The sequence below is a fragment of the Trinickia sp. Z7 genome (assembly GCF_056498045.1).
The window spans coordinates 1-19,672 of record NZ_JAUEQW010000021.1 but is presented as its reverse complement, the minus strand read 5'-3'; the positions used below and the strand labels follow the sequence as shown (position 1 = coordinate 19,672).

At 65.3% G+C, this 19,672-nt stretch carries 21 protein-coding genes, 1 other RNA gene and 1 riboswitch; of the genes, 9 read left to right on the top strand and 13 right to left on the bottom strand.

Annotated elements, in window-relative coordinates:
* Positions 1-11: 11 nt before the first annotated feature.
* From cobC to QQS38_RS24050, 6 genes are all read right to left on the bottom strand, one after another.
* On the bottom strand, positions 12-614 hold the full coding sequence (gene cobC, locus QQS38_RS24075) for an alpha-ribazole phosphatase (RefSeq protein ID WP_479647861.1): 603 nt from the start codon (positions 612-614) through the stop codon (positions 12-14).
* The gene (locus QQS38_RS24070) at positions 599-1,492 is read right to left on the bottom strand and encodes an adenosylcobinamide-GDP ribazoletransferase (RefSeq protein ID WP_479647860.1); all 894 of its coding nucleotides are present in this window, start codon (positions 1,490-1,492) and stop codon (positions 599-601) included. The genes cobC and QQS38_RS24070 overlap by 16 nt, the downstream gene beginning before the upstream one ends.
* Positions 1,489-2,544 (bottom strand): nicotinate-nucleotide--dimethylbenzimidazole phosphoribosyltransferase, encoded by a 1,056-nt coding sequence (cobT, locus tag QQS38_RS24065; protein ID WP_479647859.1) that lies wholly within the window; start codon positions 2,542-2,544, stop codon positions 1,489-1,491. Before cobT ends, QQS38_RS24070 begins: the two co-directional genes overlap by 4 nt.
* 190 nt (positions 2,545-2,734) lie before the next feature.
* Positions 2,735-3,556 carry an ABC transporter ATP-binding protein gene (locus QQS38_RS24060; RefSeq protein ID WP_479647858.1) on the bottom strand — a complete coding sequence of 274 codons (822 nt, stop codon included), beginning with the start codon at positions 3,554-3,556 and terminating at the stop codon, positions 2,735-2,737.
* Positions 3,553-4,605: a FecCD family ABC transporter permease gene (locus QQS38_RS24055; protein WP_479647857.1), complete on the bottom strand. Its 1,053-nt coding sequence runs from the start codon at positions 4,603-4,605 to the stop codon at positions 3,553-3,555. Before QQS38_RS24055 ends, QQS38_RS24060 begins: the two co-directional genes overlap by 4 nt.
* Before the next feature lie 102 nt (positions 4,606-4,707).
* A complete protein-coding gene (locus QQS38_RS24050) occupies positions 4,708-6,705 on the bottom strand; it encodes a TonB-dependent receptor plug domain-containing protein (protein WP_479647856.1) in 1,998 nt (665 codons plus the stop codon).
* A gap of 102 nt (positions 6,706-6,807) precedes the next feature.
* A riboswitch (cobalamin riboswitch) is annotated at positions 6,808-7,049 on the bottom strand.
* 168 nt (positions 7,050-7,217) lie between these two features.
* Between QQS38_RS24050 and QQS38_RS24045 the strand changes: the two genes are divergently transcribed.
* The 5 genes from QQS38_RS24045 (at position 7,218) to QQS38_RS24025 (ending at position 9,421) form a co-directional block, all read left to right on the top strand.
* Positions 7,218-7,568: an ATPase gene (locus QQS38_RS24045; protein WP_325344212.1), complete on the top strand. Its 351-nt coding sequence runs from the start codon at positions 7,218-7,220 to the stop codon at positions 7,566-7,568.
* A complete protein-coding gene (locus QQS38_RS24040; RefSeq protein ID WP_479647855.1) occupies positions 7,565-7,879 on the top strand; it encodes a cell division protein ZapA in 315 nt (104 codons plus the stop codon). Before QQS38_RS24045 ends, QQS38_RS24040 begins: the two co-directional genes overlap by 4 nt.
* Positions 7,880-7,912: 33 nt before the next feature.
* Positions 7,913-8,094: non-coding RNA, 6S RNA (gene ssrS, locus QQS38_RS24035), on the top strand.
* A gap of 51 nt (positions 8,095-8,145) precedes the next feature.
* On the top strand, positions 8,146-8,604 hold the full coding sequence (locus tag QQS38_RS24030; RefSeq protein WP_479647854.1) for an EVE domain-containing protein: 459 nt from the start codon (positions 8,146-8,148) through the stop codon (positions 8,602-8,604).
* Positions 8,605-8,698: 94 nt separating this feature from the next.
* Entirely contained in the window at positions 8,699-9,421 is a 723-nt protein-coding gene (locus tag QQS38_RS24025) for an SIMPL domain-containing protein (protein ID WP_479647853.1), read from the top strand.
* 113 nt (positions 9,422-9,534) lie between these two features.
* Here the strand turns inward: QQS38_RS24025 and lgt are convergent, their stop codons facing one another.
* A complete protein-coding gene (lgt, locus tag QQS38_RS24020) occupies positions 9,535-10,437 on the bottom strand; it encodes a prolipoprotein diacylglyceryl transferase (protein ID WP_479647852.1) in 903 nt (300 codons plus the stop codon).
* 8 nt (positions 10,438-10,445) lie between these two features.
* Entirely contained in the window at positions 10,446-11,387 is a 942-nt protein-coding gene (locus tag QQS38_RS24015; RefSeq protein ID WP_479647851.1) for a LysR family transcriptional regulator, read from the bottom strand.
* A gap of 196 nt (positions 11,388-11,583) precedes the next feature.
* Between QQS38_RS24015 and ilvD the strand changes: the two genes are divergently transcribed.
* A complete protein-coding gene (gene ilvD, locus QQS38_RS24010) occupies positions 11,584-13,257 on the top strand; it encodes a dihydroxy-acid dehydratase (RefSeq protein ID WP_479647850.1) in 1,674 nt (557 codons plus the stop codon).
* Positions 13,258-13,359: 102 nt separating this feature from the next.
* Here the strand turns inward: ilvD and QQS38_RS24005 are convergent, their stop codons facing one another.
* Genes QQS38_RS24005 through QQS38_RS23995 form a run of 3 tightly spaced genes read right to left on the bottom strand, consistent with a single transcriptional unit; the run spans position 13,360 to position 15,871 of the window.
* Positions 13,360-13,863, bottom strand: a complete 504-nt coding sequence (locus tag QQS38_RS24005) for a DUF2486 family protein (protein WP_479647849.1) — start codon at positions 13,861-13,863, stop codon at positions 13,360-13,362.
* Between the two features lie 45 nt (positions 13,864-13,908).
* A complete protein-coding gene (locus tag QQS38_RS24000; protein ID WP_479647848.1) occupies positions 13,909-14,325 on the bottom strand; it encodes a DNA polymerase III subunit chi in 417 nt (138 codons plus the stop codon).
* A 34-nt stretch (positions 14,326-14,359) separates the two neighbouring features.
* On the bottom strand, positions 14,360-15,871 hold the full coding sequence (locus QQS38_RS23995) for a leucyl aminopeptidase (RefSeq protein ID WP_479647847.1): 1,512 nt from the start codon (positions 15,869-15,871) through the stop codon (positions 14,360-14,362).
* A 128-nt stretch (positions 15,872-15,999) separates the two neighbouring features.
* Between QQS38_RS23995 and lptF the strand changes: the two genes are divergently transcribed.
* From lptF to QQS38_RS23980, 3 genes are read left to right on the top strand one after another with little or no spacing between them, the layout of a single operon-like run.
* The gene (lptF, locus tag QQS38_RS23990) at positions 16,000-17,097 is read left to right on the top strand and encodes an LPS export ABC transporter permease LptF (protein WP_479647846.1); all 1,098 of its coding nucleotides are present in this window, start codon (positions 16,000-16,002) and stop codon (positions 17,095-17,097) included.
* 5 nt (positions 17,098-17,102) lie between these two features.
* Positions 17,103-18,251 carry an LPS export ABC transporter permease LptG gene (gene lptG, locus QQS38_RS23985; RefSeq protein ID WP_479647845.1) on the top strand — a complete coding sequence of 383 codons (1,149 nt, stop codon included), beginning with the start codon at positions 17,103-17,105 and terminating at the stop codon, positions 18,249-18,251.
* Between the two features lie 25 nt (positions 18,252-18,276).
* Positions 18,277-18,660 carry a sirohydrochlorin chelatase gene (locus QQS38_RS23980; RefSeq protein WP_479647844.1) on the top strand — a complete coding sequence of 128 codons (384 nt, stop codon included), beginning with the start codon at positions 18,277-18,279 and terminating at the stop codon, positions 18,658-18,660.
* Positions 18,661-18,675: 15 nt separating this feature from the next.
* Here the strand turns inward: QQS38_RS23980 and cobA are convergent, their stop codons facing one another.
* Together cobA and QQS38_RS23970 are read right to left on the bottom strand one after the other, a co-directional pair.
* Positions 18,676-19,473 (bottom strand): uroporphyrinogen-III C-methyltransferase, encoded by a 798-nt coding sequence (gene cobA / locus QQS38_RS23975; protein WP_479647843.1) that lies wholly within the window; start codon positions 19,471-19,473, stop codon positions 18,676-18,678.
* Positions 19,474-19,529: 56 nt separating this feature from the next.
* Positions 19,530-19,672, bottom strand: a 143-nt coding sequence (locus tag QQS38_RS23970; protein WP_479647897.1) for an elongation factor 1-alpha C-terminal domain-related protein, incomplete at its 5' end; no start/stop codon positions are given.

Here is a 19,672-nt window from a genome sequence, read left to right as displayed (position 1 = left end):
ATGCGGACGGCTCAGGCGTTCCAATGCAGTAGTCGCCAACTTCCCGCGCCGCCCATCGCCTCATAGCGCAGCCAAACGATAGCGGCCATCTCGAGCGGCCACTTCAACGTCTGCTCCAATGGCTCGCCGAGCGCAAGCGATGCAATCATTCGCATGACGCCGGCATGCGTCACCGCGAGCACATGCGGCGCCGGTGGCGCCATCGGCTCGCGCCAGCGCGCCAGCCATGCACCGACGCGCGCTTCGAACTGCGCGACGCTCTCGCCGCCATGCATCCGCGCGTGGCGCAGATCGGCAGCCCAGGCATCGAGCTCGGCGCGATCGATCGCATCCCAGCGCTGCCCTTCCCACACGCCGAAGTCGATTTCCTGCAAGCGCGCGTCGATGTGCACCGCGCAGCCGAGTTTCTCCGCGAGCCCCCCGGCCAAACGGGCGCATCGTTGCAACGGACTCGTCACCAGATGCACCGGCAAAGGCGCTCCGAGCGCCTGCAACCGCGCGGCGAGCGCGAGCGCCGACTCCCCCGCGTCGCCAGCCAACGGCACATCGGTGCTGCCGTAGCAGAGCGCGGCGTCGATTGCAGGGGCCGGGTGCCGGATTAGAACGAGGTCCACGCCAGCACGGTCAAGTACAGCGCAAGCTCGAACACCTGCTGCGCAAAGCCCAGGCAGTCGCCCGTATAACCGCCGAGCCGCCGAGCGAAGTAACGCCCGAGCACGAAACGCAACGCAGCGATGACGGCAAGGCCGAGCACCCCGGCGCGCCAGTCCGGTAGGAACAGCCAGGGCACGCCGAGCATCAAGGTCAGCGCGAGCGAGCGCTTCGACATAGGCTGCGCGACACGTTTGGCTTTGCCTTCCTCGCGCGCGTAATCGTGCGTCGCCAGATAGGTCACGGCCAGCGCGCGACTGGCAGCGTGCGCACCCACCATGGCCCAGGCCGCCGTCGCTGCCGGCAGCGCCGCCAACGTCTGCCATTTGAGCGCGAGCGAGAGCATCAAGCCGATCGCGCCGAATGCGCCCAAGTGCGGGTCGCGCATGATACGCAGCGCATCGTTGCGCGTCATGCCGCCGCCAAGGCCATCGCAGCAATCGGCCAAGCCGTCTTCGTGCAACGCCCCCGTCGCCAGCAACGTGGCGGCCATCGACAGCAACACGGCAACGCCCGCCGGAAACAGAGATAACGCCGCGAGATAGACGAGCGCGCCGAATGCGCCGACGAACACGCCGATCAGCGGAAAGTAGCGCGATGCGCCGGCAAGATCGCGCGCATCCAGCGCGATCGCAGGCGGGATCGGCACGCGCGTGAAGTAACCGAGCGCGGCGACGACGTAACGCCACTGCGCCTGATACCCGGCACGCCGCGCAACCGTTGGGGCCTCGGCGCCCGCCGGCTCGCGCGACGCGAGATCCGCTTCCTCTTGAATCACGTCGGCCGCCTCGGCTCTCGCGTGGCCGGCGCTCGCCCGGCCCGGCCCGCGCTCGACCGTCATCGAGCCTCGCGCCCTGCCACGCCGGCCGATTCGAAGCTAGCCATCTCGTTCAAGATCGCGACCGCCGCGCGCAGCACCGGCAACGCGAGCGCCGCTCCGGTACCCTCCCCGAGGCGCATGTCGAGCGCGAGCAGCGGTTTCGCCCCGAAGTAGTCGAGCATGCGCCGGTGGCCGGCCTCGTTCGACAAATGCGCGAACACACAGTAGTCGCGCACGGCAGGCGCGATCGCATCGGCCACGACGAGCGCCGCGGTCGCAATGAATCCATCGACGAGAATCGTCATCTTCGCCTCGGCGGCCGCCAGATAGGCGCCCACCATCATCGCGATTTCGAAGCCGCCGAACGTCGCCAGCACGTCGACCGGCTCCGTCACGTCCCGATGCAGCGCCAGCGCGGAGGCCAGCACGTTGCGCTTGCGCGCGAGGCCCGCGTTGTCGAGCCCCGTGCCGCGACCGACACAATCGTCGATCGGCACTTCGCATAGACGGCTCATGAGGCACGCCGCCGACGACGAATTGCCGATACCCATTTCGCCGAAGCCGATCACATTCGTGCCGAGCCCAGCATGATGGCGCACGCGCGCGGCTCCCGCGCGCAACGCAGCGCGGGCCTCATCGCGTGTCATCGCGCGCTCGCGCGCGAAGTTGCGCGTGCCCGCGGCGATCGGCACGTCTACGAGCCCCGGTAGCGGCGCGAGCGGCGTCGCAACGCCCGCATTGACGACTTCCAGCATCAGTCCGGAGACGCCGCTGATCGCGTTGATCGCGGCGCCCCCCGATAGAAAATTGGCGACCATCTGCGAGGTCACGGCTTGCGGATACGGACTCACGCTTTCCTGCACGATGCCGTGGTCGCCCGCGAACACGATCATCGCGGGCCGCGCGACGGTGGGATGCAGGCTGCGCTGAATCATGCCGATTTGGCGTGCCAGCACTTCAAGCATGCCGAGGCTGCCTTGCGGCTTCGTCTTGGCGTCGATCAGGCGCGAGAGGTCATCGCGCAACGAACGATCGAGCGGTTCGACGACAGGCAGTGGAAGGGGTGCATTCATACTCGATTCGATCCGATAGCTGGCGATGCGCGGCCGATTTCCACAACGGCACTCAAGGGCGCGCTTCGCAAAGGTCTCACCATACTCGCATCGGTCGGGGCGGTTCAATTCGGTAAAACCGCATCGTCCCGCCAGCGCGGTATTAGGGACATCACTATGTGGATTTCCGGTGTGCGGCGTGTGCGCGCTTTCAGCACGGAGCCTCAGGTAAAGCCGGGACGAGCGCCTCGTAGCCGCTCTGCTCGATCAGCACGAGGGGATACCCGAATGCGCGGCTTGCGAGCGCCGGGGTAAGCACATCGCGTGCCGCGCCGGTATGTGCGACGCCGTTGCCCTCGAGCAGTAGCGCGTGGGTGGCGAAGCGTCTTGCCAAATTGAGGTCGTGACAGGAAAACAGGATCATGCGCGGCGACGCCCGCGTCCATCGCACGAGCGCCGTCAAACAATCGATTTGATGGTGCCAGTCTAGAAACGCGAGCGGTTCGTCGAGCAGCAGCAGCGACGCGTCTTGGCACAGCGCGGCCGCCAGGGCGACGCGCTGGCGCTCGCCGCCCGAGAGCGAGAGCACATCGCGCGCAGCGAACGAGGCAAGCCCGAGCGTCTCGAGCGCCGCGTGCGCCGCCGCGCGATCTTCCCGGCGCTCCCATCCCCATCCCGTCAGATGAGGGAAGCGATTGAGCAGCACGACATCGAGCACGCTCGCGCCGAACGCATCGTGCGAATGCTGCGGCATCAACGCCCGCCGCCGCGCCAGCGCCGCGCTCGGCCACGCGTCGATGCGCTCGCCGTCCACTTCGACGTGGCCATGCGCCGGTCGAGCGAGGCCCGCGAGCGTCGTGATCAACGTCGTCTTGCCCGCGCCGTTCGGCCCCACGACGCACCAGATCTCGCCGGGAAAAAACGTGTGTGTGAAGTCCTCGAGCAATACGCGATCGCCGGCGCGCAACGTCAAATGTTGCGCCGAAAGCGATGCCGGACGGGCCTCTCCATCCACGCGAGCGAGCGAGTTCATCGGCGTTTCCCGAGCAACATCCACAGAAACACCGGCACGCCCACGAGCGCGGTCACGACACCGACGGGCAGTTGCGCCGGCGCGATCACCGTGCGCGCGGCCAGATCCGCACCCATCACGGCAATCCCGCCCGCGAGCGCGCTGGCCGGCACGAGCATGCGCTGATCGTTGCCGAGCACGAGCCGCAGCGCATGCGGCACGACGAGACCGACGAAACCGATCGTCCCGGCCGTCGTCACGCTCGCCGCGGCGGCAAGCGAAGCGACGACGTAAATGCGCAACCGCAGCTTGGCAGCCGGCACGCCGAGCGAGCTGGCCAATGCATCGCCGCGCAAGAGCACGTTCAATTGCGGCGCGACGGGCACAGCTACGCCCAGAGCGACGGCCAGCGCGACGAGCGCCGGCCACGGGCTCGCGGCCCCGTTCAGATCGCCCGTCAGCCAAAACACGATGCCGCGCAGCCGGTCGTCGGGCGCGAGCGCAATGAACAACGTAATGACGGCGCCCCAGCCCGTCGCCACGACGACGCCCGTCAACAGCAATCGCGGCGACGCTTCCTGCCGCTCGCCGCGCCAAAATTCCCGCCGCGCGAGGCCGAGCACGAGCGCGATCGAGAGCAAGGCGCCGCTAAACGAGGCCAGGTCGACGAACCACCAAGCACATCCGGCGAACAATGCGGCCACGGCAAACGCCGCAGCGCCCCCGGAGACCCCGAGCACGTAGGGTTCGGCGAGCGGATTGCGCAGCAACACCTGCAGCAACGCGCCGGCGAGCGCGAGCAACGCCCCGCACGAAAAGCCCGCCAACGCCCGCGGCAAACGCAGGGTGCGCACGATTTCGCCGGCCAGATCGCCCGCCGGCCCGCCATCGGCGACATGCGACGACGCGTGCAAGAGGGCCAGCAAAACCTGCCACGGCGAAATCGTCACGCTGCCGAGCGCGAGCGCGGCAACGAAAACGACGAGCCCGGTGAGCGCCAGCACGCCCCAAACGAAGCGCGCACGACGCGCGTTCATCGAGCCGTGCGCACGCGAAGCAGGCAGGTTCATCGGCGCACGCTCGCCTGGCCGCCACCACCGCGCGAAGCGGCGCGCGCAAGACGCACGGCAAGCCCGGCGAGGCTTGCACGAACCGCCTCGCAGCCGTGCACGCTATTGCTGCTGCCAACCGATCGTGATGAATGCGCTGCGGCGCGGAGTGTTGTAGGTATAGGCGAGTTCATAGTTCTTGTCGAACAGATTATCGATGTGGGCACTCACATACCACGCTTTGGTGATGTCGTAGCGCGCCGACAAATTCACGAGACCGAAGCCGGCCAAGTTGGCGCCGCTATCGTCGCGCGCGCCGCTGACGATCCATTCGCCGCCAAAACGCCAATCGCCGAACGAACGATTCGCGGAGAACGAGGCGAAATGCCGCGCACGGCGTGGAAGATCGGTATGCGTGTCCTCGTCCACCGGATTTTGCACCGCCAGCGCCGCCCGCACGCGGGTCTTGCCCACCTCGCCGCTCCACGAGCCTTCGAGCCCCTGCACTTTCGCCCGGCCGACGTTTTCAGCGAGATAGAACAAGCCGCCCTGGGTCGGGACATAGTTGATCAGATCCGAGTAGCGCGTCTGAAACGCCGTGAGCCGCACGATGCCAAGCGCATCCGACGCATACTGCAGCGCCGCCTCGACGGAGTGGCTGCGCTCGGGGCGAATCGACGGATTGCCGCTGCCCGGGAAGTACAGATCGTCGAAACTCGGCGCCCGAAACGCGCTGGAATAGCTCGCCGTCGCTTTCCAATGCTCGGTGAAGTCGAAGCCGTAGCCCAGATAGTAGGTGTTGGCGCCACCAAAATCCGAATATTGATCGCGCCGCACGTTCGCCTGGATTTGGCTCGCCCCGAAACGCGCCGTGTAACCCGCGAACACCGAATTCACGTGCCGGTCGGGCGCGGCGAACTGATCCGAGTCGAGGCTTTGATCGAGCCGCTCGTATCCCAGTTGCAGCTTCTGCTGCGCGCCGAGCTTGAAATCGTTCTGCCATGTGTACTGACGATTGTCGGTGTCGAATCGGTTGTTGTAGACGCCGTTGGTCTTGTCGATCGCGCGGTCGTCGCCAAGGGCCGCGATCAAGTGAGTCGTCCACCAATCGGTGAGCTTGCCGTTGGCGAAGACCGAAGCTTCACGCACTTTGCTGTAGAGATAGTTCACGTCCGTCGGCGCGCCGAACGCATTGTCGAAGCTGTCCTTCCCGTTCGATTGGAAGTAGCGCACGCCGGCGTCCCAGCGCTCGTCGAACTTGTGGCGCACCATGGCCGACACCGTTTCGTTCAAGTAGCCGTCCGGGCCGGGGTTCGCACTAGGCGCGAGCCGCGGATCGATGGCCGAAAAGCCATCGTCTTTCGAGCGCGACACATTGAAACTGAACGTCGTCTTGCCGTCCTTGTCGAGTGCGCCCTGCACGCCGGCCTGTTGCGTCTGCGTGTGATAGCTGCCGTAGCCGAGCGAGAAATCGAAACGCGGCGGATGATTGCCGCCGTCCTTGGTGAACACTTGCACGACGCCGCCCATTGCGCCCGAGCCGTAGAGCGCCGACACGTCGCCATTGACGACTTCGACCCGATCGACTTGAGACAGTGGAATCTGCCCGATTTGCGCCTGCCCGAGGCTCACCGAATCGACGCGCACGCCGTCGATCAGCACGAGCGATTGGGTCGCCGAGCCGCCGCGCAAAAACAGCGTCACGTTCGATCCGGGCGGGCCGTTGCGGATGATCTGCGCGCCAGGCGCTTGTCCAAGCAGGCCCGGCAGGTCGGTCGCCGTGGAATCTGCGATGTCCTCCCGCGAGAAGCGCGTGGTTTGCGGGATCGCCTCGGCAAGCGGTTGCGGCCCACGCTGAGCAGTGACGACGACGGGCGCGAGCGCGCCGCCGTTGGCGGCTGCCGACGATGCGCCGGCGGGCGCCGTCGGGACGGCCGCGGCGCTCGTCTCCGGTGAAGGCGCGGCTGCAGAAGAAGGCGCTGGCACAGGCGAGGACGCCGGCGAAGCGGCGGCATGCTCGGAGGAAGCAGAAGCGGGATCGCTCGGCGCGCTCTGCGCGAGCGCGACAAGGGGCAGACCGGCGAACGCAAGCAGCGCCGCACGGACGTTAAGCGTGGACATCGTGTGGTTTTCCTGTGGGATCGGCACGCAGCCTGCTCCCCGCAGACTGCTTTGTCATCGAGCGAGACAGCCGGCGCGCGACGCGATGCGGCGCGAGCGCGGCATCGCACTCCCACTCTGGCCGGTATCCGGGCTGACGACGAATCGCCTCCGCCTTCCCACGTGGGTCACGCAGTGGCGTTGGAGGCGTGTTGCGCGGGCAGGTGTCCTGCGCCGCGCGTGTCGCTTACCGTTGGCGGGGGCAGCACAGGTTGGCTCGTCCGAGCGGACTTCGCTCCCTGTTTCCCGTTTAACCGCGTGCATAGGCAGCCTAGCGCGCGAGCACCAAAGTGCCGCAAGTGTAGGAGCGGGGGCAGGAGGCGTCAAGAAAACGGCCAAAACGCCCGCAAACATCGTGCGTAAACCGCGCGTTCTGCAAAAAAAGCCTACAACGGTTACGTCTCGATACGAGACTGCGGTCGGATACGCGCATATTTAGCGCTAAAATGCGGGGTCTTTAGAGGACGCAGCAGATGCTCAACGAACTCGAATCCCTCTCACAGAATATCGGCCGGCTGATCGCGATCAACGAGCGCCAGCAGCAGGCACGTCACGCGCTCGAAGAGCAACTCGCGCAATTGCGCCAAGAAAACGAGGCGGCCCATGCCGAGCTCGCGCTCTTGCGCGAAGCGCGTAACGCGCTTCAAGCCGAACGCGATGCGCTCGTCGCAAAAATCGACGATGCCCAGGTGCGCCTGAACGCCATCCTCGAAAAATTGCCGCGCACGAACGGCCCCTACGATTCCGACAGCCAGCTCGATCTGCTCGCCACGCAGCAGCACCAGAGCGCTGCGGGCGCCGCCGCGCATGGAGAAGATGCATGACGACGAAACAGATCGAAGCGACGATTCTCGGCCAGAGCTATCGTCTCGCATGTTCCCCGGAAACCGAAGCGGCGTTGCTCGAAGCGGTGGCGCGAGTCGATGCGGAAATGTCCAAGATCCGCTCGATGAGCAACGTGCGCGGCACCGATCGCATCGCGGTGATGGCGGCGCTTTCGCTCGCGTCGGAGCTGCTCAAGCTGCAGCAAAGCGTGCGTCATGGCGAAGCGTTCCCTGCCGAAGAAATCCGGCGTACAATGCGCCAAATGAACGACAAGCTCGGTGCGGTGCTCGATCAACACGAGGCGCTGTAACGGGCGGCAGTTCTTAAAATAACAGGTTTTAAGGCTTCCCTGCCTGGTTCGCCAAGGTCATAAATTCCTTGAACCAATGCCATGTGCATGGTTGCGGAAATTTGTAGCACGGGCGTGCGCGTCACTCTGTCTGATGTACCCGAAGTGCTGCTAACTGCGACCAATTCTGAACCTCAGGTTCAGGATGCCGGCCTAGCGGCTAAGGCGGGGATTTTATTCAACGGCATCGGTGCTACCGATGCCGTTTTCATTTGGGGCCTGCATCCATGCGCTACTGGCTCATGAAATCGGAACCGGACGAAGCCAGCATCGACGATCTCGCCGCCGCGCCCAAGCGCACGCTGCCGTGGACGGGCGTGCGCAATTATCAAGCGCGCAACTTCATGCGCGACATGATGGGAATCGGCGACGGCGTCCTCTTCTATCATTCGAGTTGCCCGGAACCTGGCATCGCGGGCATTGCCGAAGTCGTGTCGGGTGCATATCCCGACCCGACGCAATTCGACCCGAAGAGCCCGTACTACGATGCAAAATCGACGCGCGAGACGCCGCGCTGGATGCTCGTCGACGTGCGCTTCGTGAAGAAAATGCCCCTCGTGTCGCTGGCGCAGTTGCGCGCGCATCCTGAGTTGGCCGGCATGCGCGTGCTTGCCAAAGGCAACCGGCTGTCGATCACGCCTGTGACCGAAGACGAGTGGCGTTTCATCACGAAAACGCTCGCATGACGCATCGGGCATGAAGCGAGGCGAACGATAGACTCGCTCGGGTTCTCATGATCCCAATGTATAGGAACGCAGCCCACCCGGAGCACCGATGAAAATGAAAAGAACAACCGCAAGCTGGATCCTCGCCGCCGCGGCCGCCGCACCTCTTGCCCTAACGGCGCTGCCGGCGCGCGCCGATACCGTCATGACGCAACACGAGCCCTCGGGCGTGCTGTCGCTGTCGGCGCAAGCGAGCACCGAGGTGCCGCAGGACGTAGTGGAAATCACGCTGTTCTACGAACAAGAGGCGCGCGATGCCGCCTCGCTCACCGATGCCCTCAATCGGCATGCCGAGGCGGCGCTCAAGCAAGCGCGCGGCGTAGCGGAGGTGACTGCCCATACGGGCGTATTCACGGTCTACCCGACGACCGACCGCGACGGCCACTTGGCCTCCTGGCGCGGCCGCACCGAGGTTGTCCTCGAATCGCGCGATTTCGCGGCGGCGACCAAACTCGCGGGGCAGATCAACGCCACGATGCAGATCGGCAGCGTCGCTTTCTCGCTGTCGCCCGAGGCGCAGCGCAAAGCAGCGGATACGCTGACCGCCGACGCCATCAAGAAATTCAGAGAGCAGGCCGATTCGTCCGCGCATGCCTTCGGCTACGGCGGCTATACGATTCGTGAAGTGAACGTGGGCAGTAACAATGCGTCGCCGCCGCGGCCGATGTTCGCCATGCGGGCCATGGCGGCCGGGGCCGCACCGGCGCCGCTGCCTGTCGAGGGCGGCAAATCGACGGTGACCGTGACCGTGTCCGGCTCGGTGCAAATGACCCGCTGACGGCGGCCGAAGTAGGGTCGAGCGCAAGGCGGATTCGAGCCCACGTGCCGCCGAGGGGCAATGGCCGAGGCGCCGCTGCTTATAGCGGCGCCCCGGTGTCAACCGCTACGCGCTCAGCGCAGCGGTGCGCTAACCGGTGCGACGCGCGCTCGCCGATACGACCAGACAAGCACGACGATGCCGACGACGATCATCGGCAGCGACAGCCACTGACCCATCGACAGACCGAGCGCGAGCAAACCCAGGAAATCGTCGGGTTCGCGCGCGAACTCGACGATGAAACGCGCCAGCCCGTAACCGATCAAGAACACGGCTGAAGCGGCGCCGACCGGACGCGGCTTGCGCGTGAAAAAGAACAGCACGAGAAACAGCGCAATGCCTTCGAGCGCGATCTCGTACAGCTCCGAGGGATGACGCGGCAGCATGTGATATTGCGCGAAGATCGGCGCGAGATGCCACTTCGCCGCGAGTTGCGGGTGCGCCGCCAGCCAAAGCGCGTCGTCGTTCGACGCGCTTTGGAACATCATGGCCCACGGCGCCTGCGGATCGGTCACGCGGCCCCACAGTTCACCGTTGATGAAATTGCCGAGGCGCCCGGCGGCAAGCCCGGTCGGCACCATGGGCGCAACGAAGTCCGTCACTTGCAGCCACGTGCGCTTGCGCTGATAGGCGAACAGCACCATCGCCAGCGTGACGCCGAGGAACCCGCCGTGAAACGACATCCCGCCTTGCCAGACCTTGAAGATATCGAGCGGGTGAGCGAAGTAGTAATCGGCTTTATAGAACAACACATAGCCGAGCCGGCCGCCCAAGATCGTGCCGAGCACACCGTAGAACAAGATGTCGTCGATGTCCCGCGCGGTCCAGCCTTGCGCCGCGACATGGGGCAAACGCAGCCGCAGCCGGGCGATGACGACCGCCAAGATGAAGCCGACGAGGTACATGAGCCCGTACCAGCGCACGGCAAGCGGGCCGAAATGGATTGCAACGGGATCGAAATTCGGATGAATCAGCATCGTAAGGCTCAAGCCCTTGAATAGTGAGTTTTCGCGTGCGTGCGCACGATGTCCAGGAAACCGGCCAGCACCGGGCTCACATCGGCCGTTCTCCACACCAGCCCGGTCTCGACGAGCGGCGTGCGCTCGATAAGCGGCCGATACACGACACCCGTGCGGCGCAGATTACGTAACGATTGCGGCACCAGCGCGGCGCCCATGCCCGCCGAGACGAGGCTGACGATCGTTTGCATCTGAATCGCCTCCTGTCCGATGCGGGGCGTGAGGCCTGCCGCGCCATAGCAGGCCGTAATGATGTCATAAAAGCCCGGCGCCAAACGGCGCGGAAAGATCACGAGCGGCAATTGGGCCACTTCGGCCAGCGAAATGGGGGCGTCGATCCAATCGGGCGGTTCGCCGCGGCCCCGGTGCGAAACGCTGGCCGCGGGGAGCGCCGCCACCAGAGGCTCGCGCATGACGGGCAGGTACGACAGCGTGGCGGCATGGCGCGGCGGCAGCGGCGGAATGATGAGGCCCGCGTCGATTCGGCCCGCGGCGAGCTCCTCGATTTGCACGTCGCTCGTCGCTTCGGCCAAATTCAACCGCACGCGCGGATGGCGCACCGCGAATTCGCGCAGCAAATGCGGCAGCAAGCCGTAATCGGCCGTGGACACGAATGCGAGCGAAAGCGCGCCTGCCTCGCCGCGCGCAAGACTTTGCGCATGCGGCCGCAACGCATCGGCCTGCGCCAGCAGCTTGCGCACCTCGGGCAGCAAATCCGCGCCGACCGGCGTGAGTTCGACCGTGCGCTTGGTGCGCGCGAACAACTCGACACCCAGCGTGTCTTCGAGCGCGCGGATCGCCTGCGACAGCGGCGGCTGCGTCATCGAAAGCTTGCGCGCCGCGCGCCCGAAATGCCGTTCCTCGGCAACGGCGACGAAGTAGCGAAGTTGGCGCAAGTCTGGGGTCATGGGGGCAGTCCGGCAGCGGTCATTGATATGTGTTTCGACCTAATTCACCCTGAATCATATATTGGACAGGTCCAACGAGTCGGGGCATGCTGGCCCGAGCTTGATGCGCGTCGGCCGGGCGCTCGCATGGTTTTCGCTCTTTTCACCCCCAGGCGGCCGCCGCGCCCGTTTCCAATGAACGAACCGGAGCTCTTCAATGGCCCACAACCGCCGTTCCCAGCACATCACGCAAGGCGTCGCACGCGCCCCGAACCGCTCGATGTTTTACGCGCTCGGCTATAAAAAAGAAGATTTCGACAAGCCGATGATCGGCATTGCGAACGGCCATTCGACCATCACGCCTTGCAATGCCGGCCTGCAGAAGCTGGCCGACGCGGCGGTGGCCGCCGTGCGCGAAGCCGGTTCGAACGCGCAGACATTCGGCACGCCGACGATTTCCGACGGCATGTCGATGGGCACCGAAGGGATGAAATATTCCCTTGTCTCGCGTGAAGTCATCGCCGACTGCATCGAGACCTGCGTGCAGGGCCAATGGATGGATGGCGTCGTCGTGATCGGCGGCTGCGACAAGAACATGCCGGGCGGCATGATCGCCCTCGCCCGCATGAACGTGCCCGGGATCTACGTCTACGGCGGCACGATTCGCCCGGGCCACTGGAAGGGCAAGGACTTGACGATCGTGTCGTCGTTCGAAGCCGTCGGCGAATTCACGGCCGGCCGCATGTCCAAGGAAGACTTCGAAGGCATCGAACAAAACGCTTGTCCCTCGACAGGCTCGTGCGGCGGCATGTACACCGCCAACACGATGAGCTCGTCGTTCGAAGCGCTCGGCATGTCGTTGCTGTATTCATCGACGATGGCGAACCCCGATGACGAGAAAGTCGCCTCGAGCGCCGAATCGGCGCGCGTGCTGGTTCAGGCCGTGAAGCAAGACTTGAAGCCGCGCGACATCATCACCCGCAAGTCGATCGAAAACGCGGTGGCGCTGATCATGGCCACCGGCGGCTCGACCAACGCGGTGCTCCACTACCTCGCCATCGCGCATGCGGCGCAAGTCGAGTGGTCGATCGACGACTTCGAGCGTATCCGCAAGCGCGTTCCGGTCATCTGCAACTTGAAGCCCTCGGGCGAATACGTCGCGACCGATCTGCATCGCGCGGGCGGCATTCCGCAAGTGCTCAAGATTTTGCTCGATGCGGGACTGCTGCACGGCGAGTGCATGACGATCACCGGCAAGACGATGGCCGAAGCGCTCAAAGACGTGCCCAGCGTGCCCCGTGACGATCAGCAGGTGATCTTCCCCATCGAGCGGGCGCTCTATAAGGAAGGACATCTAGCCATCTTGAAAGGCAACTTGGCGACCGATGGCGCGGTGGCGAAAATCACGGGCCTGAAGAACCCGGTCATCACCGGGCCGGCGCGCGTGTTCGACGACGAGCAAAGCGCGCTCGCCGCGATTCTCGACGATCGGATTCGCGCGGGCGACGTTCTGGTCTTGCGTTATCTCGGCCCGCAAGGCGGCCCCGGTATGCCGGAAATGCTCGCGCCCACCTCGGCGCTGATCGGCAAAGGGCTGGGCGAATCGGTGGGGCTCATCACCGATGGGCGGTTTTCCGGCGGAACATGGGGCATGGTGGTCGGGCACGTCGCGCCCGAGGCGTTCGTGGGCGGCGCGATCGCGCTCGTCGAGGAAGGCGATTCGATCACGATCGATGCGCACAGGTTGCTGTTGCAACTGAATGTCGACGACGCCGAATTGGCACGGCGACGCGCGGGGTGGACCGCTCCTGCACCGCGCTATACGCGCGGCGTGCTCGCCAAATTCGCCGCGCTGGCGCAGCCCGCTGATAAGGGGGCTGTGACGGGCTGAGCCGCCGAGCCGCGGCCAAGGGTTGCGCCGACGAGCCCGCGGCGGCCGCGCCGGCCGCCGCAAAGTGCGGCGCTAGCGCACGAGACGGCTGCGGCGACGCGCTTATCGGTTCGACGTATGCCGTGCCAGTTCCTCGCGCACGGCATCGCGCACCCAGCCCGCCACCTCGGCCTCGAGCGCAGAGACGACCTCGCGCGTCACTTGCCGCACGAGCCAGTTCGTGTGCTCTTGCACGGCGTCGCGGCAACGCGCCTCGACCACACGACGAGCGTCCTCGCGCAGGTAACTCGAAAAACGGCCCCGCAAGCGTTCGGCGATGAATTCGACGTCGCGCGCATCGAATGCCGCGCCGCGCGTATCGGCGGCTGCCTCCGGCGCCGAAGCAACCGGGGAAGCGTACTGCGACGGCCCCTGCGCCGGCCCTGCGACGTTCGGCTGCGCCGGTGCGGCGACAGGCGGCGAGGGGTCGCCGGGCACAGGCGCCTGCGCCGGGACTGCGCCCGCCTGCGTTGCGCCAGGCCGGGCGATCGGGGGTCGGCCCGGCACGATGACGTCCGTCAGCATCGGGATCGACTCGGGGTCGTTAGGGTCGTGGGAATCGGTCATGCGTGTCTCCCTCATTCATCGGCGGCATGCCCTATCGACAGAACATTACGCGCCTTGCTTGTAATTGTTGAGCGGATAGCCGCGATCGCGATAGAAGCGATAACGCTCGCGGCCGGCGGCAAGTTCGTCCTCGCTATTGCCGACCACCTCGAGCAAGCGCTCGAAGCGGGCGAACTGCGCCGGCACGGACGGCGCGAGATTGAGCAGCACGAGGTGATGCGGCGCATGCTCGAGATCGGCCGCCAGCACGATCGGCGTGCGCGCAGCGAGTGCGCTGTCGGCCATGCAATGGGGCAGGAAGTCGAGCGGCGAGAACGTCCAGAGCCGCTCGTCGAACAAGCGCAGCCGCTGCGGGTCGGCCGTGACGACGAGCGGCTGGCCGGCCTGGTATGCTTTGCGCGCGAGCCGGCATGCATAGAGCAACGCATCGCCGACGTTCGTATGAAAATCGACGCGCGTCACCGCACCCCCTCGCAAGCGGCGCTGCCCTGCGCCATTACTGTCCCGCGCGGTCGATCAAAAACTGCGTGAGGAGCGGCACCGGCCGCCCCGTCGCGCCCTTGGCCGCGCCGCTCTTCCATGCCACGCCGGCAATATCGAGGTGCGCCCACGGGTAGCTTTCGGTGAATCGCGACAGGAAGCACGCAGCCGTCACACTACCGGCCGGACGCCCGCCGATATTGGCCAAGTCGGCGAAATTCGACTTCAGTTGCTCCTGGTACTCGTCGTCGAGCGGCATGCGCCACGCGGGGTCGGACGCCTCGCGCGAGGCATCGAGCAGTTCGCCGGCGAGCGCGTCGTCCTTCGAAAACAACGCGGCGTTGTGATGGCCGAGCGCGATGATGCACGCGCCCGTGAGCGTGGCGATATCGACGACGGCCGCGGGCTTGAAGCGCGCCGCGTACGTGAGTGCGTCGCAGAGAATCAAGCGCCCTTCGGCATCGGTATTGAGCACTTCGATCGTGAGCCCCGACATGCTCGTCACGATGTCGCCCGGCTTCGTGGCCTTGCCGCTCGGCATGTTCTCCACCGCGGGGACGATGCCGACCACGTTCAGCTTCAGGCCGAGCTCGGCCACGGCCCGCAGCGTGCCGAACACCGACGCCGCGCCGCACATGTCGTACTTCATCTCGTCCATGCCTTCGCCCGGCTTGAGCGAGATGCCGCCGCTGTCGAACGTGACGCCCTTGCCGACGAGCACGATCGGCGCAGCCTTCGCCCCGCCGCCTTGGTATTGCATGACGATGAACTGCGCAGGCTCGTCCGTGCCGCGCGTGACCGACAAGAGCGAGCCCATCTTCAACGCTTCCAGCTGCTTTTCACCGAGCACGTCGACCTTGAATTTGAATTCCTTGCCGAGCTTCTTGGCCGTCTCGGCAAGATAGCTGGGCGTGCAGACGTTGGCGGGCAAGTTGCCGAGGTCGCGCGCCAGTTCCATTCCGCTCGCCACGGCAAGGCTTTGCTTGACCGCGAGCTTCGCAAGCTTTTCGTCAGCCGGATCGACCGTCATGACGATGCGCTTGAGCGCGTGCTTCGCCGCCTCGGGCTTGCTCTTGAGCTGCGTGAATTGATACGTTTCGCCGCGCAGCGCGAGGGCCGCGGCACGCACGCCCCACTCGGCCGAACGTTCCTTGATCGGCAGTTGCGCAAGCGTGAACGTGACCTGAGCGATGCGCGTGCCGAGGATCGCGCGCCAGGCGGCGCGCGCCGCCTCGGCATACGCCTTTTGCCCGAATGCGTCTTGCTTGCCGAGGCCCACGAGGAGCACGCGCGAGGCGCCGATGCCTTCCACTTCGTGCAGGAACAGCGTCGTGCCGCTCTTGCCCTGCATATCGCCCGCCTTGACGATGCGCTGAAGCAGCCCCTTGGTGGCCGAGTCGATATCGAGCGCCGCGCCCGAGAGCGATTGCCCCTCGAACACCCCGATCACGATGCAATCGGATTTCCCCGTCAGAAAACCGCCCGTCGTGCCCTTCGTCCAGTCACAGGCTTTTATGCTAAAGTCCATCGCGCTTGTCCTCGGATAAAATCGGCTTAACTTCGTCGCAACAAAGCCGCAATTATCCGCTATTTTTTCTCCGGCGTCGGAATGCGCCGCGCTCGATGCGCGCCCCGGCCCGCCCTCTCGCACCGACGATGATCTTCGAACGCTCCCTTCAGCGCGAGCTCGCCTACACGGCCGGCGCCGTTTTCATGGTGCTGCTGACCATCTTTCTCACGACGATGATGATCCGCATCGTCGGCTACGCCGCATCGGGCGAAGTCGATCCGAAGGACGTGGTCGTCCTCATCGGGCTGACCGTCATCGGCTATATCGCCGTGATGCTCGTCGTGACGATGTTCGTCTCGATTTTGTTCGTGCTCACGCGCTGGTACCGCGACTCCGAGATGGTCGTTTGGCTCGCCTCGGGCGTGAGCCTCACCGCCTTCATCAAGCCGATCGCCAAGTTCGCTGCCCCGCTGATCGTGCTCGTCGCCTTCTTCGCCTACGTCGGCTGGCCTTGGTCGAATACGCAAAGCAAGCTCATTCGCGCGCGCTTCCAGCAGCGCGACGAAGTCTCGATGCTCGCGCCGGGGCAGTTTCGCGAGTCGCCCACCACGCACCGCGTCTTCTTCATCGAAAAGATGACACCCGACCAAGCGCACGTGCAGAACGTGTTCGTCACGAGCACCGAGCACGGCAAGGTCAGCGTCGTCGTATCCCAAAACGGCCATACCGAAACAATGAAAGACGGTTCGCGTTTCGTCGTCTTGGAGAACGGCCGCCGCTATGACGGCGAGCCCGGCAAACCCGATTTCCGCATCATGGAGTTCGAGCGCTACGGCGTGAAGGTTACGCACCCACCCGTCGTCAATCCGACTTCGACGACGGGCATGTCGACGCTGTCCCTGCTACGGCACCCCACGCGCGACAAACTCGCCGAATTCGCCTGGCGCACGGGGCTGCCGCTCATGGCGATCAATTTGATGCTGCTCGGCATCCCGCTCGCCTATCAGAACCCGCGGCGCGGCCGCACCATCAATCTCGTGATGGCCGTGTTGATTTTTCTGACTTATTCGAACTTGCTCAATGTCGTGCAATCGTGGATCGAGCAAGGCAAGATGTCGTTCGTGATCGGGCTCGTCGGGTTGCATATCGTCGCGGCCGCGCTGGTCGTGATCGTGTTCTGGCTGCGCGTGCGCAACCGGCCGCTGATCCCGCGCACCTGGTTCGCGTCCGCGCGAGGAGCCTGACCGCCATGCGCATCTACGAACGATATTTCGCCCGCCAGGTTTATCTCGCGTTCATCTTCATCTTGTTCGCGTTCTCCGGGTTGTTTTTCTTTTTCGACCTGATCAACGAGCTGAACACGGTCGGCCACGGCAATTACAAGTTCGGCTACGCGGTGCTGCGCGTCGCGTTGCAAACGCCGTCGCGCTTTTACGAGATCATCCCGGTCGCCGCGCTCATCAGCACCATCTACGTCTTCGCTCAGATGGCCGCCAATTCGGAGTACACGATCTTTCGCGTCTCGGGACTGTCGACGGGGCAAGCGCTGCGCTCGCTCATGAAGATCGGCATTCCGCTCGTCGCGCTCACCTACTTCATCGGCGAAGTCGTCGGCCCCTACTCGGATCAACTGTCCGAGCGCGTGCGCCTGGAAGCGCTCGGCTCGGCCGTCTCGAGCAGTTTCGCCTCCGGCGTCTGGGTCAAGGATACGTTGACGGCCCGCGAAGACGGCAAGCAAGTCACGCGCTTCGTGAACGTGGGCGAGTTGATGCCCGACGCGACGGTGAGCGATGTGCGCATCTACGAATTCGACCCCGGCTTCCGCTTGACGAACGTGCGCACCGCGAAATCGGGCCGCTACGAGGGCAACGGTCACTGGCTGCTCACGGGCGTGACCGATACGCAACTGACGATGTTGCCGCCGGCCGGCAATGCGCGCGCCGACGCGTTGAACCCCGTCTATCGCGCGGCGCAGGTCGACCTGCCCGAATACTCGCTGCGCTCGGAGCTCACGCCGCAAATTCTATCGGTGCTGCTCGTCTCGCCCGATCGCATGTCGATGTTCAACCTGTTCCGCTACATTCAACATCTGGTCGAGAACCATCAGGACACGCAGCGCTACGACATTGCGCTGTGGAAGAAGGTCCTCTATCCCTTCGCGGTGCTCGTGATGCTCGTGCTGTCGCTGCCGTTCGCTTATTTGCATACGCGCGCGGGCGTAGTCGGCGTGAAAGTGTTCGGCGGCATCATGCTCGGGATGAGCTTTCAGTTGATCAACACGCTGTTTTCGCACATCGGCATGCTCAACACGTGGCCCGCGCCCGCCACGGCCGCGTTGCCGGGCCTCATCTATCTGGCGCTCGGGCTCGCTGGGCTCAAGTGGGTCGACCGGCACTGACGCCGGTCCGGTCGCGGAGGATGCGATGAACGCAGAAGCTGTCTCTCGCGGTATCGTGTTGTTCGGACACGGCGCGCGCGACGCGCGCTGGGCCGAACCGTTCGCGCGGCTCGCCGATAAACTGCGCGCCCTCGCGGGCCGCGACACCATCGTGTCGCTGGCTTTCCTCGAATTGATGACGCCGGATTTGCCGACAGCCGTGGGCGATCAAGTGACACGGGGCTGCAGCGCGATTACGGTCATCCCCGTGTTCTTCGGGCAAGGCGGCCACGTGCGGCGGGACTTGCCGCTGATCGTCGAAGCCTGCCGCGTCGCTCATCCGAGCGTCCAGATACACCTGGCGGGGCCCGTGGGCGAAGACGACGCGGTGCTCGACGCCCTGGCCGCGTATTGCCTGCGTGAGGCGTAGAGGGATAGGCGTTAGTCAGGCCGCGCGGGCCAACGCGTCGCGCCGTTGGCCGGGGCCGTCGCCGGCATCCGCCTGCCGCTCGCGTTCGGCCCCCGCTTTGGCCGATGCGCGTTCCGCGAACGCCCGTCCGATCATCAACAAGCTGGGCTGGGTGGGGTCCAACCAAGGCTGCGCTTCGCCCATCGCGAGCGCCTCGAGGGTGAGCGTCAACGTTCGTTCGCGCGGCGTGCTGCAGGCTTCCACGATGGCCACGGGCGTCGCGCCCGAGCGGCCCGCATCGATCAACTGCTGCGCGATGTCGGGGGCGCTGTCGCGGCCCATGTAGAAGACGACCGAATCGGCGTTGAGTGTCTCGCGAATCGCTTCGGTATCGGGCGCGCGGCTCTTCGTGGCCAGCGCGACGCTGCGCGAGACGCCGCGCAACGTGAGCGACCGCTTGACTGCAGCGGCGGCGGCGAGGGCGGCGGTAATGCCCGGCACGACCTCATACTCGATGCCAGCTTCCTCGAGCGCGCGCATTTCCTCGTCGGCACGGCCGAACAGCATCGGGTCGCCGCCCTTGAGCCGCACGACGACGTCATGCACGAGCGCCGCATCGACAATCTGCTTATTGATGAAATGCTGGGCCGTCGAACGCTGGCCGCAGCGCTTGCCGACGGCGATCTTGCGAGCATGCGGGGCATATTCGAGCATCGCCGGTTCGACGAGCGCATCGTGCAGCACGACGTCCGCCGTGCCCAACAATCGGGCGCCGCGCACCGTGATGAGATCCGCCGCTCCCGGTCCTGCACCGATCAAGTACACCTTGCCCATTGCGCTTCCATCCTCTCGCGTGTGTGTGGGCGGCGCGTCGGCGCCGCCTTCGTCAGTCACGCGGAATATGCACGAATCATGCCGGCGGCGACGGTGTGATGCGTCGTTTCGTCGATCAGCACGAACGCGCCCGTGCCCGGATGCACGTCGTAGGCATCGCAAACGATCGGCTTTTGCAGCGTCAACGCCACGCGCCCGA